This window comes from Acinetobacter sp. ANC 4216, assembly GCF_004331195.1.
GTDB lineage: Bacteria > Pseudomonadota > Gammaproteobacteria > Pseudomonadales > Moraxellaceae > Acinetobacter > Acinetobacter kookii.
The window spans coordinates 159,233-179,803 of sequence record NZ_SJOC01000001.1 but is presented as its reverse complement, the minus strand read 5'-3'; the positions used below and the strand labels follow the sequence as shown (position 1 = coordinate 179,803).

Annotated in this window: 20 protein-coding genes and 4 tRNA genes; 9 read left to right on the top strand and 15 right to left on the bottom strand. The window is 42.0% G+C overall.

Features of this window, described 5'->3' with window-relative positions:
- Nucleotides 1–185: 185 nt before the first annotated feature.
- Nucleotides 186–569 carry an Mpo1-like protein gene (locus E0H88_RS00930; RefSeq protein ID WP_131272754.1) on the bottom strand — a complete coding sequence of 128 codons (384 nt, stop codon included), beginning with the start codon at nucleotides 567–569 and terminating at the stop codon, nucleotides 186–188.
- A gap of 277 nt (nucleotides 570–846) precedes the next feature.
- Here E0H88_RS00930 and E0H88_RS00925 point away from each other — a divergent pair, with 277 nt between their 5' ends.
- Both E0H88_RS00925 and E0H88_RS00920 read left to right on the top strand, forming a co-directional pair.
- Nucleotides 847–2,307 (top strand): CYTH domain-containing protein, encoded by a 1,461-nt coding sequence (locus tag E0H88_RS00925; RefSeq protein WP_131272753.1) that lies wholly within the window; start codon nucleotides 847–849, stop codon nucleotides 2,305–2,307.
- Between the two features lie 214 nt (nucleotides 2,308–2,521).
- The gene (locus E0H88_RS00920; protein WP_131272752.1) at nucleotides 2,522–3,982 is read left to right on the top strand and encodes a CYTH and CHAD domain-containing protein; all 1,461 of its coding nucleotides are present in this window, start codon (nucleotides 2,522–2,524) and stop codon (nucleotides 3,980–3,982) included.
- Nucleotides 3,983–4,003: 21 nt separating this feature from the next.
- Here E0H88_RS00920 and E0H88_RS00915 read toward each other — a convergent pair whose 3' ends face one another.
- A complete protein-coding gene (locus E0H88_RS00915; protein WP_092818422.1) occupies nucleotides 4,004–4,636 on the bottom strand; it encodes a hypothetical protein in 633 nt (210 codons plus the stop codon).
- A gap of 109 nt (nucleotides 4,637–4,745) precedes the next feature.
- Between E0H88_RS00915 and E0H88_RS00910 the strand changes: the two genes are divergently transcribed.
- Together E0H88_RS00910 and E0H88_RS00905 are read left to right on the top strand one after the other, a co-directional pair.
- Complete coding sequence (locus tag E0H88_RS00910) at nucleotides 4,746–5,141, top strand: DUF3144 domain-containing protein (RefSeq protein ID WP_092818423.1); 396 nt, start codon at nucleotides 4,746–4,748, stop codon at nucleotides 5,139–5,141.
- Between the two features lie 125 nt (nucleotides 5,142–5,266).
- Complete coding sequence (locus E0H88_RS00905; RefSeq protein ID WP_131272751.1) at nucleotides 5,267–6,331, top strand: amidohydrolase family protein; 1,065 nt, start codon at nucleotides 5,267–5,269, stop codon at nucleotides 6,329–6,331.
- Nucleotides 6,332–6,390: 59 nt separating this feature from the next.
- Here E0H88_RS00905 and E0H88_RS00900 read toward each other — a convergent pair whose 3' ends face one another.
- Nucleotides 6,391–9,159: a M16 family metallopeptidase gene (locus E0H88_RS00900; protein WP_131272750.1), complete on the bottom strand. Its 2,769-nt coding sequence runs from the start codon at nucleotides 9,157–9,159 to the stop codon at nucleotides 6,391–6,393.
- A 134-nt stretch (nucleotides 9,160–9,293) separates the two neighbouring features.
- On the bottom strand, nucleotides 9,294–10,118 hold the full coding sequence (locus E0H88_RS00895) for a PhzF family phenazine biosynthesis protein (RefSeq protein WP_131272749.1): 825 nt from the start codon (nucleotides 10,116–10,118) through the stop codon (nucleotides 9,294–9,296).
- Between the two features lie 208 nt (nucleotides 10,119–10,326).
- On the opposite strand from E0H88_RS00895, the gene gloB reads away from it, so the two are divergent.
- Nucleotides 10,327–11,058 carry a hydroxyacylglutathione hydrolase gene (gene gloB, locus E0H88_RS00890; RefSeq protein WP_131272748.1) on the top strand — a complete coding sequence of 244 codons (732 nt, stop codon included), beginning with the start codon at nucleotides 10,327–10,329 and terminating at the stop codon, nucleotides 11,056–11,058.
- Between the two features lie 26 nt (nucleotides 11,059–11,084).
- Here the strand turns inward: gloB and E0H88_RS00885 are convergent, their stop codons facing one another.
- A complete protein-coding gene (locus E0H88_RS00885) occupies nucleotides 11,085–11,357 on the bottom strand; it encodes a hypothetical protein (protein ID WP_131272747.1) in 273 nt (90 codons plus the stop codon).
- Nucleotides 11,358–11,861: 504 nt separating this feature from the next.
- Here E0H88_RS00885 and E0H88_RS00880 point away from each other — a divergent pair.
- The gene (locus E0H88_RS00880) at nucleotides 11,862–12,065 is read left to right on the top strand and encodes a hypothetical protein (RefSeq protein ID WP_086176023.1); all 204 of its coding nucleotides are present in this window, start codon (nucleotides 11,862–11,864) and stop codon (nucleotides 12,063–12,065) included.
- Nucleotides 12,066–12,219: 154 nt separating this feature from the next.
- Here E0H88_RS00880 and E0H88_RS00875 read toward each other — a convergent pair.
- The 6 genes from E0H88_RS00875 to E0H88_RS00850 form a co-directional block, all read right to left on the bottom strand.
- A tRNA-Leu gene (locus E0H88_RS00875) sits at nucleotides 12,220–12,305 on the bottom strand.
- A gap of 71 nt (nucleotides 12,306–12,376) precedes the next feature.
- Nucleotides 12,377–12,461 (bottom strand) — tRNA-Leu (locus E0H88_RS00870).
- Between the two features lie 36 nt (nucleotides 12,462–12,497).
- A tRNA-Trp gene (locus tag E0H88_RS00865) sits at nucleotides 12,498–12,571 on the bottom strand.
- Nucleotides 12,572–12,605: 34 nt separating this feature from the next.
- Nucleotides 12,606–12,690, bottom strand: a tRNA-Leu gene (locus tag E0H88_RS00860).
- Nucleotides 12,691–12,797: 107 nt separating this feature from the next.
- Nucleotides 12,798–13,655, bottom strand: a complete 858-nt coding sequence (locus tag E0H88_RS00855) for a serine/threonine protein kinase (RefSeq protein WP_131272746.1) — start codon at nucleotides 13,653–13,655, stop codon at nucleotides 12,798–12,800.
- Nucleotides 13,615–15,126 carry a DUF3336 domain-containing protein gene (locus E0H88_RS00850; RefSeq protein ID WP_131272745.1) on the bottom strand — a complete coding sequence of 504 codons (1,512 nt, stop codon included), beginning with the start codon at nucleotides 15,124–15,126 and terminating at the stop codon, nucleotides 13,615–13,617. Before E0H88_RS00850 ends, E0H88_RS00855 begins: the two co-directional genes overlap by 41 nt.
- 189 nt (nucleotides 15,127–15,315) lie before the next feature.
- Between E0H88_RS00850 and E0H88_RS00845 the strand changes: the two genes are divergently transcribed.
- Entirely contained in the window at nucleotides 15,316–16,188 is an 873-nt protein-coding gene (locus E0H88_RS00845; RefSeq protein WP_131272744.1) for an ATP-binding protein, read from the top strand.
- A 459-nt stretch (nucleotides 16,189–16,647) separates the two neighbouring features.
- On the opposite strand, the gene E0H88_RS00840 is transcribed toward E0H88_RS00845, so the two are convergent.
- Nucleotides 16,648–17,589, bottom strand: a complete 942-nt coding sequence (locus tag E0H88_RS00840) for a sensor domain-containing diguanylate cyclase (protein WP_092818431.1) — start codon at nucleotides 17,587–17,589, stop codon at nucleotides 16,648–16,650.
- Nucleotides 17,590–17,774: 185 nt separating this feature from the next.
- On the bottom strand, nucleotides 17,775–18,791 hold the full coding sequence (tsaD, locus tag E0H88_RS00835) for a tRNA (adenosine(37)-N6)-threonylcarbamoyltransferase complex transferase subunit TsaD (protein ID WP_092818432.1): 1,017 nt from the start codon (nucleotides 18,789–18,791) through the stop codon (nucleotides 17,775–17,777).
- A 146-nt stretch (nucleotides 18,792–18,937) separates the two neighbouring features.
- On the opposite strand from tsaD, the gene rpsU reads away from it, so the two are divergent.
- Nucleotides 18,938–19,153, top strand: coding sequence for a 30S ribosomal protein S21 (gene rpsU, locus E0H88_RS00830; RefSeq protein ID WP_001136722.1), 216 nt, complete (start codon nucleotides 18,938–18,940; stop codon nucleotides 19,151–19,153).
- A 34-nt stretch (nucleotides 19,154–19,187) separates the two neighbouring features.
- Nucleotides 19,188–19,634, top strand: coding sequence for a GatB/YqeY domain-containing protein (locus E0H88_RS00825; RefSeq protein ID WP_092818433.1), 447 nt, complete (start codon nucleotides 19,188–19,190; stop codon nucleotides 19,632–19,634).
- A 91-nt stretch (nucleotides 19,635–19,725) separates the two neighbouring features.
- Here the strand turns inward: E0H88_RS00825 and E0H88_RS00820 are convergent, their stop codons facing one another.
- The gene (locus E0H88_RS00820; RefSeq protein ID WP_092818434.1) at nucleotides 19,726–20,088 is read right to left on the bottom strand and encodes a hypothetical protein; all 363 of its coding nucleotides are present in this window, start codon (nucleotides 20,086–20,088) and stop codon (nucleotides 19,726–19,728) included.
- Nucleotides 20,089–20,164: 76 nt separating this feature from the next.
- On the bottom strand, nucleotides 20,165–20,533 hold the full coding sequence (locus E0H88_RS00815; RefSeq protein WP_092818435.1) for a GFA family protein: 369 nt from the start codon (nucleotides 20,531–20,533) through the stop codon (nucleotides 20,165–20,167).
- Between the last annotated feature and the right edge of the window lie 38 nt (nucleotides 20,534–20,571).

Here is a 20,571-nt window from a genome sequence, read left to right as displayed (position 1 = left end):
AGGCTTGGAAAACTTTAAGATTGGGGACAGGCACGAAGTAAAAATTCAGCTTCTTAAATGTCTGTTCTATTAATAAAATATTCACTCTAGCATTTCAAGACAAAATTAATTTTATTTCTACATTTTTTATGAAAATAATCACAAAATGGTGATTTTTTGTCTGAATGGTATAAATAAGCCGCAATTTATCCTGGCATTTTATCTTTAGAACGGTCTTGCAAACTTAAATTACCGCGCAGTACATCGGCAAACATGCGCCAATCCGAAATAAAACTATACAGCGGTTGTTTAAAACTTGCCGGTTTGTTTTTTTCAAAGACAAAATGCCCCACCCATGCACAGGCATAGCCTGCAACCAAACCATATAACACATATTTGGCCTTTTTATGGCGTATCGCTTTAGTCACACAATATAAGCCGATACTGCTGCCCACCACATGCAAACGGCGACTCATGACATTACGGTGCTCAGTTAAATAAAACCGATAGAATTCATGATAGTTTTGAATCGGCAGCTGAAATTCCGGTTCTGGATGATGTTCAAATTTGAGCTGGATTGTTGTATTCATGGTCATAGCCCTGGATATTTTGATTTAAGTTAGCGCATATTTTGTTCAAATTAAAGTGTCAGCCCTCATCATTTTTTTGATCATTTGCAAAGCAACCAGGCAAGAATCTGTTCGTCAAGTCTTACATCAAAAATCATTTTCGTTACAATCAGGAGCCTAGAATGAACAATACAATTTCCGGCGCTATAAAAGAACAGATTTCATAACGCATTTGTAAGCTATCGATGATGACGAGTTGTATTGCTGACATTGCATCACAAAATTTGGATGAAAGATCATGGTTGAAGTTGAATTAAAATTTCAGATTCCTGAAGCAAGACGCAATGCCCTACTGAAAGCATTGGATCCTAAAAAATCTGAAATTATTCAACTAAAAGCCAAATATTATGACACCGCTGAACGTTTACTGTCACAGCATGGTGTGGCCTTAAGACAACGTCTCGAAGGCACGCGCTGGATTCAGACCCTGAAAGCTGCCGGTAAAAGCCATTTGCACCGTTTTGAGCATAACCATGACTTAGGCGAACTGGAACAGGCACCGCAGCTGGACTTATCCATTTATGCGCAGGATGCCGAAGCGCAACACATCCTCAAAAATGCTTTGGGTGAGGCACAGGATCAGCTTAAATTACAGTTTGAAACCGATATACAGCGGACCTTTCGCGTCATTCATTTTGAAGAAACCGAAATAGAGGTCAGCCTAGATGTCGGCGCAGTGCGTACCGAAACAGCGCAGAGTGAAGTGCATGAAGTTGAGTTTGAACTGAAGTCAGGCTCGGTCCAGTCACTTCTCGCCTTTAGCTTTGAATGGGTAAAGAAATATCATCTTTGGCTGGATGTACGCAGCAAGGCCGAAATTGGCAATCTTTTGGCCATCCAGCAACCCGTCAGTCCGGCAAAATTGGCCAAGGAATTTAACTTAAGTAAAAAAGACCCCGCCAATAAAAACTTGCGTCTGCTGATTGCCCAGCAGTTACAGCATTTACTGCCGAATATTGCGGCCATTTCTGCCGGTGTTGCCGAGAAAACACATATTCAGCAAGCACAAATTGCCCTGGATCATTTGCATTTGACCCTGTCTTTATTTAAAGACTGGAATGAGGCTGTTTCAGACAAATGGGCGACGCAACTGGGCGCATTTAAGCATCAGTTTGATCATTTACAGCATTTGCAGCACATGCAGTCGACTTTAGGCGTATTTTTACAGAATCCAAATACCGCATCAAATTTAGCCAAAGATATTTTGTATGCCAAAGAAAAGTTGGCCAATCTGGTTCGTTCAACGCAAAACGTCCATCATTATCTGGAATTATTGATGTTTGGCTTAGAGCAGGAGGATAAGCCGCAAGCGCATGACTTAAAGTGGTTTGCACAAAATACCCTGCAAAATCAATATAAACAGCTGCAAGAGCATCTTGCGAATGCCGATATTGCCAATTTTGAAAGTCTGGATCAGTTATCCACTAAAATTCATGAACTGAAATTTAGTTTCCCGATTTTAACCTCGATTTATGATGTCAAAAATTTGCAGAAATACAGCAAAGCCTTGAATGACGCTCAACTTGCAGCCAGTGAATATCAGATTCTGGCCTCTTCTGCCGAGTATATTCAGCAAACTGAACTTGAAGCCAGTGACTGGTTTGTTTTGGGCTGGCTGACAGCGAAACAGGAAGTGTATGCACAAAAGCTGTTTGAAGCGACGGAACAATTCCTGGTGAGTCGTAAATTTATTAAGTAACAAATAAAGCAAGAAAATTAAACCAGTCAAATCAAAGCGTATGGCATGATCTTTTAATGTACCCTAAGAGTGGGGTGACATACGCTTGATCTACTTTCTGGCACAACCCTACTCTTGTTTCGATACTGGCTTACCATGATACTGGCTTACAATAATAGCCGTTTACAATAAAAATCATGACCCTATCGGATGATGAAGCATCAGGAGTTTTAACATGCTAGAAGTAGAATTAAAATTTCAGATTCCCGCATCAGATCAGGAAAAGCTCTATCAGCTATTCTTGAACAAGAATGCTCGCTTGATTTCTTTATATGCAAAATACTACGACACGCCCGAACGGCATTTAGCTCAAAAAAACATTTCATTACGGCAACGTCTTGAAGACGGTCACTGGATACAAACTTTAAAAGCGCCCAGCAATCATTCCTTGCAGCGCCTTGAACTGGAAACCGATCTAGGCAAGCTGGAAAATCCGGGTTTGGACCTTGAGATTTACCAGTCGCATGCAAAAGCAAAACAATTGCTGCAAAAGGCTTTGGGCAAACAGGCTAAAAACCTGACGGTGCAATATGAAACGGTCGTGCAGCGTCTGGTGCACGTGGTTCATTTTAACCGTTCAGAAATTGAGGTGAGTCTGGATCGCGGCGAGATTCGCCATAACGATAAAAAATTGGCGATTTATGAAATTGAATTTGAGCTTAAACAAGGTTCTGTTCAAGACCTGCTCAAGTTTATTCACCCTTGGGTACAACGATATCATTTATGGCTGGATGTACGCAGTAAAGCGCAACGTGGAGATTTGCTGGCACAGGATTTAAAAATTCCTCCCGCTCAGTTTGCAAGCCCGCTCAAACTGAATCCACAGGACTCGACAGATCACGTATTGAAGCAGATCATCAATAATACCTTGCAACACCTGTTGCCGAATGCATCTGCGATTGCTTCCGGACAGTACGATAGCGACCATGTTCACCAGACCCGGGTTGCCATTCGCCGTTTAAGAAGTACCTTGCGTGTGTTTGGTGACTGGTCCAAAGATGTTCACCCAGACTGGCAGGAACAACTGACTCAGCTGTTTCGCCAACTGGGGTCAACCCGTGACCGCGATGCCTTGAGTGAAGGACTTTTACCTCAGCTCGAACAGGCCGGTGCCCCTTTTGTTCAGCTTCCTCGTACGCCTGAAGAATCCGGCATTCCGATTGATGAATCTTTGCGTTCTTCAGACTTTGCAGAACTGATTCTGCATCTGCTGCGCTTTGTCGATCAGCCAAGTAAAAAGCAGAAAAAAGCGGGATTAAAAAAAGATATCGCCAAAAAACTGCAAAAACTGCATCAACAGATCTGCAAAGATGCCGATCAATTTTTACAGCTGGATATCGAATCACGGCATCGTACCCGCAAACGGGTCAAACGCTTGCGTTATTGCGTAGAATTCGTTGCCTCGCTTTATCCTGCTCAAGATGTAAAGCGCTATCTCAAAGATTTAAAACCCGCCCAAGAAAGTTTGGGTCAATATAATGATTTGATGGTGGCTGAAGCGCTGTTTCAGGATATGGTGCAACGTAAACAAAAACTCTGGTTTGCCTTAGGCTGGATAGCCAACGAGAAAGAATCCGTGTTGCAACAGGCTCAGCAGCATTTAGAGGATTATTCTAAAACCGCTACTTTCTGGTAAGGGGCAAACGCAAAGCCAAGATTAGCGGTATTTGCCAAATATTTTCCAGGTTCCATTATCTGCCAATGGATCGCTATAACTGTCATTGCGCTGTTTGCGCGGCTTGTCACGGGCATCTACCAGTTCAAAATGCGGCTCTGTACTCAGCACAATGCCATTTACATAAAACCGCGTGCGTGTGTACTCACTTTGTCCATGCTGGAACACATAAGTGCGCAAATCGATGAATTCACGATGAGCCACCAACGCTGCGGTATCATCACTTTCCAGCCAGGCACGCATGGCCTGAATCTGCTCAGGTTCAAATTTCCCGCACTTATCGAGCAGGCTGGCAATCCCCCGAAAGGTTTTGGACTCTTTGGCACGGGTTTTGTTAATCCGGATGCGGTCGACATGAAAATAAAATAAAGGCAGATTTAAATGGCTGGGCAAATGTACGGCATCCAGGGTTTCATCTTGCATAAAAGGCTGAAACAGGTCTTGCGCCCTTTCAATTAAGCCGGTCCATTGCCGATAATATTCGTCCACTTCTTTTTTAGAGCCATAATAAATGGGCAAGCCCTCTACATTGGCCAGATTGGCAGGTGGCCAAATATTTTGACGAAGCAAGGCGATGTCACTTTTTAAACTTTGTACGGCAATGGCATCTTGCATTGGAGTATCCATTTCTATGCTTAGGCTATTTTTAGATTAAGCCAAAGGTTTAGTTTCTGCAAGGCTTTGCCTATAATAAGCGATTAGATCGTTTTTGCAGGAAAAGTTCATGGTTCAAAAGATTGAAGCAACAGATGTAACCGAAGAAGAAGCGTTAAATGCTGCTTTTTTTGAACGTGCTGATGAATTTATTAAACAAGCCAACGAATTTTGCCGTGTCGAAAAAGGTTCAGCCGTGAAACCTGCTGAAATGCGCGGACAAGTCAGCGCTGCCATGCTGTTTGCCACTGCCCGTTTTAATACCTGGGTCGCAGCCAACAATTTTAAAGATGGCAATGAAATGCGTGATGCCAAAGATCAAGTGATGTCTTACATCATGCAGCAGTTCCAGATGATGCTGGAAGACAACTATGATGAATATTGCGAACAGTTTGAAAATTATCTTCGCTTTCGCCGCAATGAAGAATTTCATGCCAACAAACATGACCATGATCATCAGCACTGATCAGAAGTTTAAAAAGCCCTACGGGGCTTTTTTTATGTGCTGAGTTTTTGGATGGAAGGTCATTTAAAGTCAGGGCTCTTTACAGTATGGTTAAATAACAGAGATTTGCTGAATTAGGGACAGAAATGCAAGCGCTGGATTTTGCAATTATTGATGCACATATTCACCAATGGGATCCTTATACCACGCCCCATGCTGCCGCCTTGGGGGTCAAATTGCTGGGTAAACATCCTTACCTGCTCGACAAAGCGGTCCGTATGATGAATGCTGATGATCTGATTGAAACATTAGGCCTGACCCACCATGTGACAGCACCCTATTTGCCTGAACACTATGTCGAAGATATCGGGCACTATGAGGTAGAACAAGTGGTGCATGTCGAAGCCAGCTGGCATAAAAATAAAGGTAAAGGCGTGATTGGTGAAACCCGTTTTATTGAATCACTGCCCTTTAACGCAAAAACAGTCAAACTCGGTGGCATTGTTGCAACTGCCGATCCACGCGACAGCAATTTCAAGAAGATTTTGCAACTGCATAAAAAAGCTTCGCCGCGCTTTAAAGGCATTCGTAAAATGGCGGCAGTACATGAAGATAAAGAAATCCGCGCCTGGGCAGATGAACCGCATTTATACCGCAATAAAAAATTTTTAAAGGGCTTTGAAGCCCTCGCGCAAAACAATTTAAGCTTTGATGCCTGGGTGTATTCCACTCAGTTAAGTGATGTGATTGCATTAGCCCAGCAGTTTCCGGAAACTTCTATTGTGCTGGATCATTTTGGCACACCTGCCGGTCTTTTTGGCCATGTCGGTGCTCTGACCGGCCTAACCAAAGTCGCGCGGGAAAACATTCTGGTACGCTGGCAGGAAGATATTGCCGAGCTGGCCAGCTGTCCGAATGTTTATACCAAGATGTCGGGCCTGTTTATGCCTGTGCTGGGCCATCAGTTCCATAAACAAAACCGTCTGGCCAGCAAACAGGAAGTGTATGATCTGGCCTTTCCAATGATCAGCCATGTATTGCAACACTTTGGCAGTTACCGCGTGATGTTTGCCTCCAATTTTCCGATGGATCGGGTCAGCACTTCACTGGTGAACATTATTGATGCCTTTAGTGATGCAGTTGTGGCCTATAATCCTCATGCATTGGAACAGGTATTCCATCATAATGTGAAGCAGTTTTATCGGCTTTAATCACCTCTCCCTGGCCCTCTCCTGAATGGAGAGGGAAATTGAAAAAAGCGGATTAAGAATCATGACTTGTTTTGTGGCTTTCCATACTGGTCCGCCATGACTTCTACCAGCTGATCCAGTTTGATGTATTTCTTGATCACGGCGTCTACATCGGCTTTGCTGAGTTTTGCAAAAGCCTGATCACGTTTTTCACGGTACAGTAAGTCGCGGTTATGTTCCAGTTGTGGCATCAGCATCGCATGAATATTGCGCTCATCTTCCAAAGCAGTTACCCGTTTTTTCAGAATACTGGCTTTGGCTGCTTCCAGCTCCTGTTCAGTCACCCCTTTAGCAAGTAAATCATTCAGCACTTTATGCACAGCTTGTGATACTTGCGCCGACTTCGCTGCCGTATAATTGGCTTCTATGCTGAGTGCGCCTGAATCAATCCATTCATCCAGATCCAGATTGCTGCCAAAACCGTACACCAGGGCATTTTTCTCACGGAGTTCCTGGGCTAAACGTGAAGACAGTTGCGAATCGCCCATAATATAGCCCAACACTATGAGTGCTGGTGCATCGGCATGATTCGAACCCACTGGCAAGGTCAAAATGGCCTGATAATTCCCAAATTCACGTTGCTCCGATAAGGCATGAATTTTTTGTGCCTGATATGCCTGATAATCAGCACTTAGACGCTGATAAGGCAATTGCGCTTTCCATCCTGAAAATTCTTTTTGCAGCAGTTTTAGCATGGGCTGAGCCTGATAATCACCCGTAATGGCAATTTGCGCATGATGACTGACAAAGAAATCCTGATATAACTTTTTCACTTGCTCAACCGTTGCCGCTTGAAGCTGCTGTTTGGACAGGTTCGGTTCAAAGTGGTAACGCAAATCTCCTGGCTGATAGGTTTCCAATAAGCGGGTCATGGTCAATGCGGCAACCGTTTCAGGTTCGGTATAGGGACGATCCAGGCTCGACAGGCTCTGTGATTTAATCAGGTCAAACTGCGATTGCTCAAACTTCGGTGTTTTCAGAACATCAAGCATAAATTTGAAATAATCGTCAAATTTGTCTTTTTTCGCCACAATCTGAATGATAATGCTATTTGCAGATGCTGTGGCCGTTGCGCCACCACCGGCTTCAATCGACTTGTCGGCAATATCCTGCAAGCTGTATTGATCTGAGCCACGCAGCAGTAAATAGGCCATCAAATCCAGTACTTCACCTTTATTAAACAAAGATTTGTTCGTACCAAAGTCCACAGAAATGGTGGCATAGGTTTTATCATCACGGGTTGAGGTCGGATATAAAGCGTATGCAATACCGTTTTTCAACTTTCCGCGCTGGATTTTCTTTTCAGTATCCACCAAATACTGCTTCGAGGTTTTGACGTATTCCGCAACCTCCTGCTTATACACCCTGCTGTCTTTAAGCGGTTCTTCTTGCACACTGGCCTGATCTAAGGTTTTAGGCTGCTCGGCGGCCTGTTGTTGTAATGCTTTTTTCTGATCTTCCGGGGTCGGTTTAATATCTCCAGAAATGCGATGTTCTGGCACTAAAAATCGGGTCAGGGTTTGATTGACATCGTTCAGCTTAAGCTGTTTTACATTATTCAGATCGCTAAAGTACTGCGCCCAATTCCCCTGATAGGCCACATAATAATCACTTAATCTTCCACCCAAGGCGGCAGCATTGCTGAGCACGCTGTCTGCCTGATTCTGAATCAGGTTTTTTACCCGGTTCAGTTCGGTCTCATTAAATGGCTGACTCTTTTCCACCCCTGCAACCAGTTCGGATTGCACCCTTTTCTCATCATGATTCGGAGCATAAATGGCACCCATAAACACCAGATTAAAGTCCTGATCCAGCCAGGTGGTGGATTGAACGCCGGTACTTAAACCGGTTTCCACCATACTTTGATAAAGATGCCCACTCGGCTGCATGGTATATAAATAAGGTGTCAGTGCCAAAGCAGACTTGATCTTTTCATTTTTGCCATTCAGGTAAATATTGAATTTAGCCAGATCACTGCCCTTTTTCACGGCAAAATTTCTTTGCTGAATTTTGGCCGAATCCAGCACAGGAACCTTGGTCTGTGCTGGAACCTGACGAGCTGCTATTGGACTAAACTGCTGATCAATCTGTTTTAACACAGCGGCTTTATCAAATTTACCGGAAATGATCATCACCGCATTATTCGGTGCATACCAAGTTCGATAAAATTTATTCAGCTCATCCATTTTGATGGACTGCAATTCTTTTAAATCGCCAATCGGCAAACGTCCCAGATACTGGTTACCATAAGCCGATTTCCACATCTGGTCCATCATCACTGCAAAAGGCTGATCCATACGAACTTCACGTTCGCGTTTCACAATGGCAATTTCAGAAGGCACAAACTTTTCCTGCAGCACCAGCTTGTCCATACGTTCAGCTTCAAGATGAATCACTTGATTAATCGCATTCTGTTCAGGACGGATCACATTGGTATATTTGGTGGAATAATAATCCGTGCTGGCGTTGGTCATTAAGGTGTATTGATCCAGGCGGCGCTGAAATTCTTCACCCTTGATATTCTGTGTTCCCTTAAATGCCAGATGTTCGAGCAAATGCGCCAGACCGCCTTTGCCCTGCGGATCATTGAGCGAACCAGTCAGATAGACGGTGTTCATAAACACTTTATTTTCTTTATCGTTTTGCGCCAGCACCACACGAAAACCATTGTCTAATGTATATTCTTCAATCTTCTGCTCAGATTTAACCAAAATCGGTTGTGCCCAGGCAGTTGCACTAAAACCAACAAATAATAATGAGATAGTAAGTTGTTTGAACCGCATGAGCATAATTATTCCAATTTATTCAGTCATATGAATTTTTAAGCATCACATCTTAGAAAATGATCATGATGTTGAGTAGTCACTTTTTGCAAGCATTGCCGTTTATTTCAACAGCTTTGTCGTTCATTTATATCCATATGTTACAGATGTAGCTCTGCCTGCATATATAATTTTGCATAACCAGAAATTTCAATCCGTTCATTTTCAAGCAGTTCACAATATAATTTTCCCCCACGCGCGGATGCCTGATAAGCCAGAATGTCTTTTTTGCCCAGTTTCTCCGCCCAAAGCGGTGCAATTGCGGTATGAATTGAACCGGTAACCGGATCTTCCTGAATGCCATTCGCGGGAGCAAAATAGCGCGATATACAATCATAAGGTGCAGCAGCCTGAGCAGTAATAGCCAGATCCAGAACACACTTGGGTTGGGTTTGCCCAGCTTGATTGAGTGTCCATTGTTTGAATAATTCCAGATTGGGCTTTTCATCCCGTACATCTTCCGGATTTGCATATTCCATAATGTAGGCCTGATGATTTAAATAAACATTTTTAAATGGCTTGCTTAAAATTTGCTTTAAAATTTCAGGATAATCGGTAATTTTTTCTGCACGGCGAATCGGAAAATTCATCTTGATTTTGCCATCAGCCTCCTGGCTTACCACAAAAATGCCGAGCTCTTTAACATGAAACTGAATGGTTTTTGCAGTGGTATAATCTTTAAATAGCACAAAACTGCTGGCTAGCGTTGCATGGCCACAAAAGTTCACTTCTGTGCTTGGGGTAAACCAGCGGATTTCATAGTTTTCTACATCAAGCATTTTTACAAAAGCAGTTTCTGCCAGATTATTTTCCAGGGCGATATTTTGCATCAAGGCTTCATCCAGCCACTGTTCAGTCACAATCACTGCCGCAGGATTACCTTTAAACAGTTCCGTAGTAAAGGCATCCACCTGATACATTTTCATCTTGCTTACTTCCAATAATTTAATCTCTGTTGCACTTCATTTGATAATTTAAAAAAACAAAAAGCCGATCTAGAAAGACTGTTTTTATATCCAACTACAGATCAGCAACGTTATGTATAAATACTGGCCTATTAATTGCGATTTTCCCCTGGAAAAAACCTGGCTTTAAGGCTAGCTTATTCATATCTATATCATTGATTTCTATCTCATGAATTTTCAAGTCCATATGATTGATGTGAAAAATCAATTACAGAACTATATCTGGTTATTAGAACATATCCCAAGCAAAGAAGTAGTTGCAGTGGACCCCACTGAAGCCCATCTGGTCGAAGAGTTTTGTACAGCGAACGGTTTAACGCTGGCTCAGATCTGGCTGACGCACTGGCATAAAGACCATATTGGCGGTGTGCCCGAGCTTTTACAAAATCGTCATATCCCCGTTTATGGTCCACGGGAAGAATTAAGCAAAGTTCCTTTTATCACTCATCCCCTGCAACATGAAGATCATCTTAATTTTCATGATTTAAATATTGAAATTATTGCTGTACCTGGACATACGCTGGGGCATATCGTTTATTTTATTGATGCGCTAGACGTGCTTTTCTGTGGCGATACGCTGTTTGCCATGGGTTGTGGCCGCGTGTTTGAAGGCACCTATGAGCAGATGTACCATTCGCTCAATCGCCTGGCCGCTTTGCCTGCACGCACCAAAGTCTACTGCACCCATGAATATACGCTGGCCAATGCCAAGTTTGCGTTACATGTCGAACCTGACAATCTGGCAATTCAGCAGCGCTTCGAACAGGTGGAAGCACTGCGTATGCTCGGTCAAAGCACCTTGCCAAGTAGCATTGAACTGGAACTGCAAACCAATCCCTTTTTAAGGGTGGAAAGCGTGGAAGAATTTCGGCACATACGCCAGTTAAAAGATAACTTTTAACTGATTTTATGTTAATTACGGCAGGTTTATAAAATTTGATGGGTTTCGGTATAAGCATCCAGCTCATTTTGCGTCACCACTTGGGTGACCTGCATCTCGTCAACCCGAACCAGCAGTAAACCGCCCAAAGCGGGTTGATAACGACGGGCGCTGCCAAAAGGCGTATAGGACACTTTGGATTGTTCTGCAAAAAATAGCCAATCCTCATGGCCCAGCATGACAGCAACAGGTACCAAGCCTTGTTGCTGCATGTGCTGAATTTGCTTGAGTACGTTCTGTTCAATGGTTTCTGTGGTCATTGCAATCCAGGCTTCATCTTAATCAACATTTTACACCGACCAGAATTCAAAAAATTCCTCGGTACGGCAGTCTATACTTTATCTGTTTTTTAAATCCGAAGCAGCGTTATTTTTTTTGGTGGCTATTGCATGGAGCATTGAGTGAATGGATCATTAACCGAGAGAGATGCTCACTTCACTTCGCTATCGAAATATCCCCAAAACAACTCCAAGATAAGAACATATCTGCAACACCGAAAATTGTGTTTAAATATTTCAATTTCAAAAAATCTGAAATACCCAGATTAAAATAAATAAAAATCAATTATATACAAAATTATTTCTTTCAATACCCGATGATTTTCCATCCAAAATTTACTTATTATTTATGCATTTCCTGCATAAAAAAAATACAAAATATTTATTTTATAAAAAACCTGTTCAAGCTACCCTTTAAAAAAATACCTGCATCCCTATTAATTATTTAATTGCAGTCAGTGTCTAATATACACAAGGAGTTTTTTCGTGAAGAAAGTTGTTAAGGCAAAAAATTTAATTGCATTTCGTATCTGGTTAGAAAAATTGGGCTATTCGGTAAAGTCATTGACTGACAATCGTGGATTTACCTTTAGCTTTAAAAAAGAATATGGTCTGGTCACTTGTGATTTAGCGGGTAATGCCCTTGCCATGCAGCTCGGCGAAGAATTTGAAGATCACTTAAAAGCTTAAAAGACTATGTGTAATTTTGGATCGGAACAAAAACAATAATAATTTTAAATCTATTTTTAGAAATCTATTTTAGAAAGCCCATTTTTGGGCTTTTTATTTATCTTTACTTTTTTACAGGCAATAAAAAAGCAAGGTGATTTACCTTGCTTTCATATGGTGGGGATAGAGAGACTCGAACTCTCACGCCCAGAGGGCGCTGCGACCTGAACACAGTGCGTCTACCAATTCCGCCATATCCCCGTCAGGACCAACCAAGTGGCTGGATTTTTTTACAATAAAAAAGCAAGGTAGCTTACCTTGCCTTAATATGATGGTGGGGACGGAGAGACTCGAACTCTCACACCTTGCGGCGCTGGAACCTAAATCCAGTGCGTCTACCAATTTCGCCACGTCCCCATCAGGGTACCAACTTAATGTTGGATTTTTAAAGCTTGGCAGAGGATCAAGGATTCGAACCTTGACGAACGGTTTTGGAGACCGTCATGCTACCATTACACCAATCCTCTATAACCTAACTATCAAACCATGTTGATATTTAAGTGGTGGGGACGGAGAGACTCGAACTCTCACACCTTGCGGCGCTGGAACCTAAATCCAGTGCGTCTACCAATTTCGCCACGTCCCCAGTGGCTGTGTATATTATAGAGATCGATTCCTCATGACAAGACCTTTTTATGAAAAATCCACTTGTTTGTTTAAATAAAAAACAAAAAACGTTTTTCTGTATTTTTCTTAAACAATTTCAGTAAGTAAGGCCTGTTTCATGGTGTAAATATCAGTAAATCGCTGTTCTTTTTGCTTCGCTAGCATTCCACGCAAATAGCGTTCAAACGGCAAAAAATGTTGTGGCAGTTCAATCGTTAACTGCTGACAATGTAAATAAGCCCAGTCCCGGTAATTTTTTGCCCTCAAACGCTGCCCGCTGAGCCATTCATAAAGAATGATGCCGAGAGCATAAATATCGGTTTGTACGGTTTTATCGGCACCCTGAAAAAGTTCGGGTGCCATATAGCGCGGTGTGGCAGTCAGACTTTTCAGGGGGTGGACTGCATTGATTTTCTGTACCTGCTCAAAATCGATTAAACATGCACGGTTTTGATATTCAACCAAGTGCTCGCATTTTAAATCGCCATGAATCCAGCCGAGCTGATGCAACTGCTCCACGGCATCCAGCAGCTTTATGCAAGTCTGTTTGATCTGTTGCAGTGACATCCCGGCACAATCATCTAGCAATAAGTCTGCATCGCTTAGAATCAATGCCGCACTGCCCGACATGTGTGATTCAGCCAGGCTTTTAAAATTAGAAATCATTTGAAAAGGCAATAAAAAATCAGGCTGGCTGCTGGCAGAATTAGCTTGAGCTAAAAATTGCTGATAAAAAAGCAGTTCATTTCGAAACCCGTCTTCAACGCTTGGATGGCTATTTAAGCTTTGGGTTTTTAACCAATAACGTTGTTGCTGATATTCAAAGGTATATAAACAACGCCCAAAAGTTAAACTTTTGGGCTTGGTCTTTAACATTAAATGGATATTAGAAAAATCCACATCTTTAAACTGCAATAAATTCTGCGGTTTTTTTCTCTGGATCATGCTGATAACTTAAAAGCTCTAAACAGTGCTGAATGGTTTTACCTACACGGGCATGGGTTTCGATAGAAGATATTTTCGGCCAGGTTGCCCGCTCCCCTTCTCTTTGCAATAACTTGAACAAATATGGGCGTGGATTCTGGAACATGTAACTATAATGGCGCAGACTATAATCACCTACAATATTCACATCCCCATAATAACCTTGATCAATCACCCCATATCCATGATCGAGCAAACGGCGTACAGGAGGAAACATGCCGACCCGACCACGAGCAAAATCCATAATTCCCTTGGTAATAACTTTGCCCTGACGACGTACAATGCGCTCTGGCCAGCTCATCACATCTCGACGGTAGCGTTCCGCATCACTTTGCATGAATGGCACAATATGTGGATTCACCTGACTGGCAATGGTGTAATTTAAGTTATACAGTCGCGCCATTTTTTCTTGCGGGAAATCACTTCTTACACTGCCGTCTACCCAACGGGTATTGGACATATAAGGGGTCAATTTGCCATCGTAACGCTTACTGGTGAGCTTAACTGGTGGAAACAGGATGGGCACAGCACAGGATGCCAACACCGCACTCCAAACCAGTAAATCTGGCGAAGTATAAGTATTCATGATGCGGGCTTGTTGTGAGGTGTCATAAGGTGCTACAGCGACATTAATATGTAAACCGGAAGTTTTAAAGGCTTCTTCAAATGTCACATCACCCAAGTTTTCAATCAGGAATTTTTTCAGGTATTTTACATCGGCAAAACCACCGTTTCCCTTTAAAAGGTCACCAAATTTACGAAAGTGAAAAGCTTCGGTAAAAAAGTTTTCACCATTTAAAAGACCAGTAATATCTGAAGGTTTTGAAGTACCGAGCATGGTGGTCATGATTGCCCCGGCACTCGAACCGGATAATACTTTAGGCATTAAATCCTGTTCAAGCAGTGCTTTACATACGCCGGTATGAAACAGTCCTAAAGTTGCTCCACCTGAAAACATGATCGCAGGCTGGCCATAAGCTTTTTTACACTGCTGAAAGAACTCTATTTTTTTTTCCATAGGCAAGCAAGTACAGTTGCTCGAAGCAATGTAAGCCAGGCTTTCACTGACTTCTTCCACATAATCTTCAATAATTTTTTTAGTGCCCACATAGGTAGCATTAAAAAGCATGGGATGTGCAATATTTGCGATATCGTAGCTTAAACCTTCACGCAATATATACATGAGATCTTGAGTACGTTTTTGAAAACGGTAGCGTTTTAACCTGCTTAATCGCCCAGAAATAATTTCGGCATCAAAATAAGGTGAACAGTTATCCAATTTCCACTCTTGAGCACCGGATTCTTCATCTATTTTTAGGGCGATGCTCTTCCATTCTTCATATGTTTCAGCCGAAGCAAGCTGACTTTTTAATTTTTTTATACGATACGCTTGATGTGGATTAATATTTGTCGTGAAATTATTAAATAACATATTTATCCCTCAAACACTTTCATTATTATTTCCTGTCCCAGATCGGGTATCAAACATCATATTCGCACAATCTACAAGTGATGAGTGAATCATGATACCCCCTATTCAATTGGCAAACTATGACTATTTGATATACAGTTCCCATATAAAATGACCTTTTTTCACTTTATCCGTATAAGCTGAACCATCATGGCAACAATTGATTTACCTGACAATATCTTACAAGTTCTTTCTACTGTACTCCAACAGCTACAGCAAAACCTCCCTGAACTGAAACAAGAAACCAACTTTGAAGCTTCGGCTTATAAGTGGCAAAATCAACAATTAAAGGCCATTCAGCAGCCCAAAAAAATCTATTTGGACGATTTAAAGGGTATAGAAAAACAAAAAGAAAAAGTAATTCAAAATACCCGGCAATTTTTAAAAGGCTTGCCTGCCAACGATGTGCTGCTGACTGGCTCACGCGGTACAGGAAAATCATCCATTGTACGTGCACTGTTAACCGAGTATGAATCGGAAGGCCTGCGTTTAATTGAAATTGAACGTGATGATTTGGCCGATCTGCCGATGATTCAGAAATTGATTGAAAATCGCCCGGAAAAATTTATTGTCTACTGTGATGACCTGGCTTTTAACGCAGAAGATGAAAACTATCGCAGTTTAAAAAGTGTCCTGGATGGTTCATTACAATCTGGTTCAAGCAATTTTATTATTTATGCCACCAGCAACCGCCGTCATTTATTGCCTGAATTTATGCATGAAAACACGCCCGTAACGCGTATGGATGTACCGCAATATACGGAGCTGCACCCGCAAGAAGCCATTGAAGAAAAAATTTCACTGTCTGACCGTTTCGGCATGTGGCTGTCTTTTTATCCCATGAATCAAAATTTGTATCTGGAGATCGTGCAGCACTATTTAGCCAAAGCCGGCATGTCCATGACAGATGAAGTACGCGCCGAAGCCTTAAGATGGTGTCAGGCACGTGGACAGCGTTCAGGGCGTGCAGCGTATCAGTTTTCGAAGCACTGGATTGGTTCTCAGCAGTTAAAAGCCCTTTAAAAACAGAGTGATTAAGCTAGTATAAAAAGCTCCGTCATAGCGAAGCTTTTTATATTTGAGCTTATTTCTTGTCGTTCCATAATGGTTAACCAGAGCAGATCGGAAATTTCGCTACCATTACAATAAAAAGTCGCCTTAAGTATCTCCGGCTGAAAAATAGATGATGACTTTCTCATGGAATTAAAGATGAAAAATCATCACAAAAAAACGATATCCCTACACGGGCTTCCAGAGGTTTCTTAAAAAACTTTGGCGCTGTTCCTGACGATAAAAAAGCTTAAGCGGCCCGCATGGACGTGCTGAATTACCGTATAGTCCAGAAAATCAAGAAAAGGCTGCCGCTGCGCAAAGTTTCAAGCAAAATAAACAGAGGCCAAGACACATCGCAAGTATCTTGAATTAAAAGACCAATTTAATCAGCTTATTAAGAAAAACAGTTCAAAGTCATCCTAACCAATTTTATGCTTCAGACTTGAGTTGCCGTTTATGCTCAAACATTCTTCTATCTGCTTCAGCAGCTGCTTTAAACAGTCCTTGAGCAGGATGACGCATGGCCACACCAATCGCCGCAGCAATTTTTTCCTGCTTCAAGGCTTGCATAAGGCGACTCAAGAGTACTTCTGCTCCTGCCTCATCATTTTCTAAACTTAAAATCACAAATTCATCACCACCTAACCGCGCCACAATATCATTACTGCGTGCGGTATTTCTGAGCACATTCGCCGTTTGTTGGATCAGCTCATCGCCCCGATCATGTCCCAAACTATCGTTTACTTTTTTAAGATCATTCAAGTCAATAAAAAAAACGGCTGCCGGATGTCCATAACGCTTACAGCGTTCTTCCTCTGTAGTAACCAATTTTTCCCAGGCCCGGCGGTTGTATAAGCCCGTCAATCCATCTCTTAGAGCTTCAGCTTCTAAACGCTCATGCTGACGGATTTGTTCATTTTGACGCAGTTCAGCTTGAAGGATATTACTTAATAAATTACCGAATAACTCGACTAATTCCACTTCCTGCATAATTGCATCAGATTTGATTTGCGGATCAATGGCACAAAGGGTACCGAACAAGCTGCCGTCTTCATGGATGAGCGGTTGACCGATATAAGACTTAATATTGACTTGCTGGTTAATCGGTGCAGTCGCATATAATGGAATGTCTTCTGAACGCGGAGCAATTTTAGGACCTTTACCGGCAATCATGTGAAAGCAAAATGAATCCGCCCACTGAAATACCTGTCCGGGCTGAACATCATAACCATGGTCTTCGCTTTGCAGCACAATCCAGTCTTTACCTTCTACCCGGGTAATCATCCACAAGTTAAATCCGAAGCGTGAATGGAGAAACTTTAAAACCGCTTGCCCCGCCTCTTGAAAACTTCTGAAATTTATATGGTCCATATGAACAAACCTATGATGATGATCATAAAATAAATATTTTTTTGATTTACTTTAAAATATATTTTAATTGAGCAAAACCGATTCTAAATATAAACGCACATATATCAAATTATATTTTGCTGCAACCGCTTCAGCTGATTATTAAAAAAGAGACGCTAAGCACCTCTTTTTTAATTCTTTAATATTTAAGCTTCGCTTGGATTGGTCAATTCCGTCATTGGCCAGCGTGGCGTCGTCGTCACAGACAAACCATCATGCTGACCTGCTTTTAAGCGCTGATAACCGGCAAAAGCAATCATGGCACCATTATCGGTACATAAAGCAGGTTCCGCATAATAGACCTGGGCTTTAATTTTAGCCAAATCCGCTTCCAGTCGCTCACGTAAACGTTTATTGGCACTTACCCCGCCGGCAATGACCAGACGTTTTAAACCGGTTTGCTTCAAGGTTTTCACCGATTTTTTAACCAGTGTATCTACCAGTGCTTCCTGGAAAGATGCAGCGATATCCGCCTCACGGTTCTGGCCTTCCACTTTTTTCAGCTGAATCGAAACAGCAGTTTTTAAACCGCTAAATGAAAAATCCAGACCTTGATGCAGCATCGGACGTGGAAAATCAAAAGCTGTGGCATCACCCTGCTCTGCAAGACGTGAAATATTCGGACCACCCGGATAAGGCAAGCCCATCATCTTCGCGACTTTATCAAAAGCTTCACCGGCAGCATCGTCGATCGATTCACCGAGCAGTTCATATTGGCCAATGCCATGGGCCGCCATGAGCTGGGTATGCCCACCAGAGACCAATAAAGCGACAAACGGAAATTCTGGCGGAGTTTTAGACAATAAGGGCGCCAACATATGACCTTCCATATGGTGCACACCAATGGCCGGTTTATTCAGCGCGAATGCCAGGGTACGACCAAACAGTGCGCCGGTCATGAGTGCCCCCATCAAACCAGGACCACGTGTATAGGCGACTGCATCAATGTCTGATTTTTTAATCTTGCTTTGTTCAAGCAACTGATTGATTAAAGGAATAAGCTTGCGCACATGATCACGTGAAGCCAGTTCCGGGACTACGCCCCCATATTCGGCATGCAGTTTAATCTGACTATATAACACCTGTCCTATTAAGCCGACTTCACTGTCATAGAGTGCTAACCCGGTTTCATCACAAGAAGTTTCCAAGCCCAGAACGATCATTAAACTGCCTTTTACCCGTATCTAAATATTGCTAAAGCTATTATAGACTTGTGATATGAGATGTAAATGAGTAAAATACTGTCCTTCACTTGTGATCTAAGGCAATCGTGCTATAGATCTTATCCATAACTTAATGAGGATTCTTCATGCCACAAGTTAAATTGAAAGAAGGCGAACCAGTAGACGTAGCTATCCGTCGTTTCAAACGTTCATGCGAAAAAGCAGGTGTTTTAGCTGACGTTCGTAAACGTGAATTCTACGAAAAACCAACTCAAGAACGTAAACGTAAAAAAGCTGCTGCTGTTAAACGTTACCAAAAGAAATTGGCTCGCGAATCAGTTCGTACTACTCGCCTTTACTAAGATTAATTTGTGATTGACTGCTTGGACTAAATAAATGACTACTTTAAAAAACCAAATTACTGAAGTTTTGAAAGCAACTATGCGTGCTAAAGAAATGGATAAGTTGACGGTTATTCGTAGTCTGCAGGCAGCAATTAAGCAAATCGAAGTCGATGAACGCAAAGAGCTTGACGACGCTCAAGTTCTTGCGGTCATTGAAAAACAAATTAAACAACGTAAAGAATCGGTTAAAGCCTTTGAAGGCGCTGGCCGAGATGATTTAGCTAGTAAAGAGCAAGCCGAAATTGAAGTGTTATCTCAATTTCTACCAGAAGCTATGACTGAGGAAGAGCTTGATTCTATCATTGCGCAGACAATTACTGCACAAGAAGCTACTAGCATGAAAGATATGGGTAAGGTGATGAATTCTCTGCGTCCGCTCATAGCCGGGCGCGCCGATCCTGCACAAGTTTCAGCTAAAATTAAAGCAAAACTGAGCTAATTCCCAACTCCAGAATCATTCTTTAGCGTTGAACTGCCTTTAAGCAAAGACAGTTCAAATATTTCCCCTAATCTCTCATAAACATTTCCGATTATTTCAGATCACACTGAATATTATATTTTCTCAAAATCAGCATTTCTTTTGATGACATCACTTTATTAATGACGTCTTGCCTAGTCATTTGTCTAAATTGACGATCCAAAGCTTCCCTGTTCTGATCTGCCGCCTGATATAACCGATCAATATAACTGCCCACTATTGCACAGTACTGTGTTTGTTGCTGTGGCGTAAAGCTCGTCTGTTGCGCATTTAGACTGCTAAAAAAGTTTCTGCTCTCCTGCTTGTACTGCTCAGAGATTTGATCCACTGCTGCGACATATTGCTCCACGCCTGCAAAAGCCGTATTTAACCCCACATACCCCAATACCAATAAAGCCAATAATATTTTTTTCATAAATCGATTCTGTTCATTATTTAAAATTCACAAGGCATAAAGATTATCACAGGCCTCATCATTTCAGCTGCAGATTTTATTCATCGATATGCAAAAAATCAGGTTTATATTGGATATAGGCTTGCTCGGAAGGTACAGGTAAATGCCCTTGCGTTACCGTTCCCAAACGTAAACGAATAATATCCGGCACATCGACCCGATATGAATAAATCGGACTACCGCATTCCTGACAAAAAACCCGGGCTTTATTCGGAGTATGGAAATATTCTTTTAAAAATTTAATACCGTGGGTAATCTCAAATTCTGATTTCTGTAATGGACTATTCCAGCCAAAGATGGAACCTTGAGCCATTTGACAATCCTTGCAGTAACAGATGATGGTTTTTTCAATTTCACCCTCATAACGATACTTTACTCTTCCACACAAGCATTGACCTTCTAGCATGCGTCACTCCTTATTTTTATTATCATTGCAGCATAATC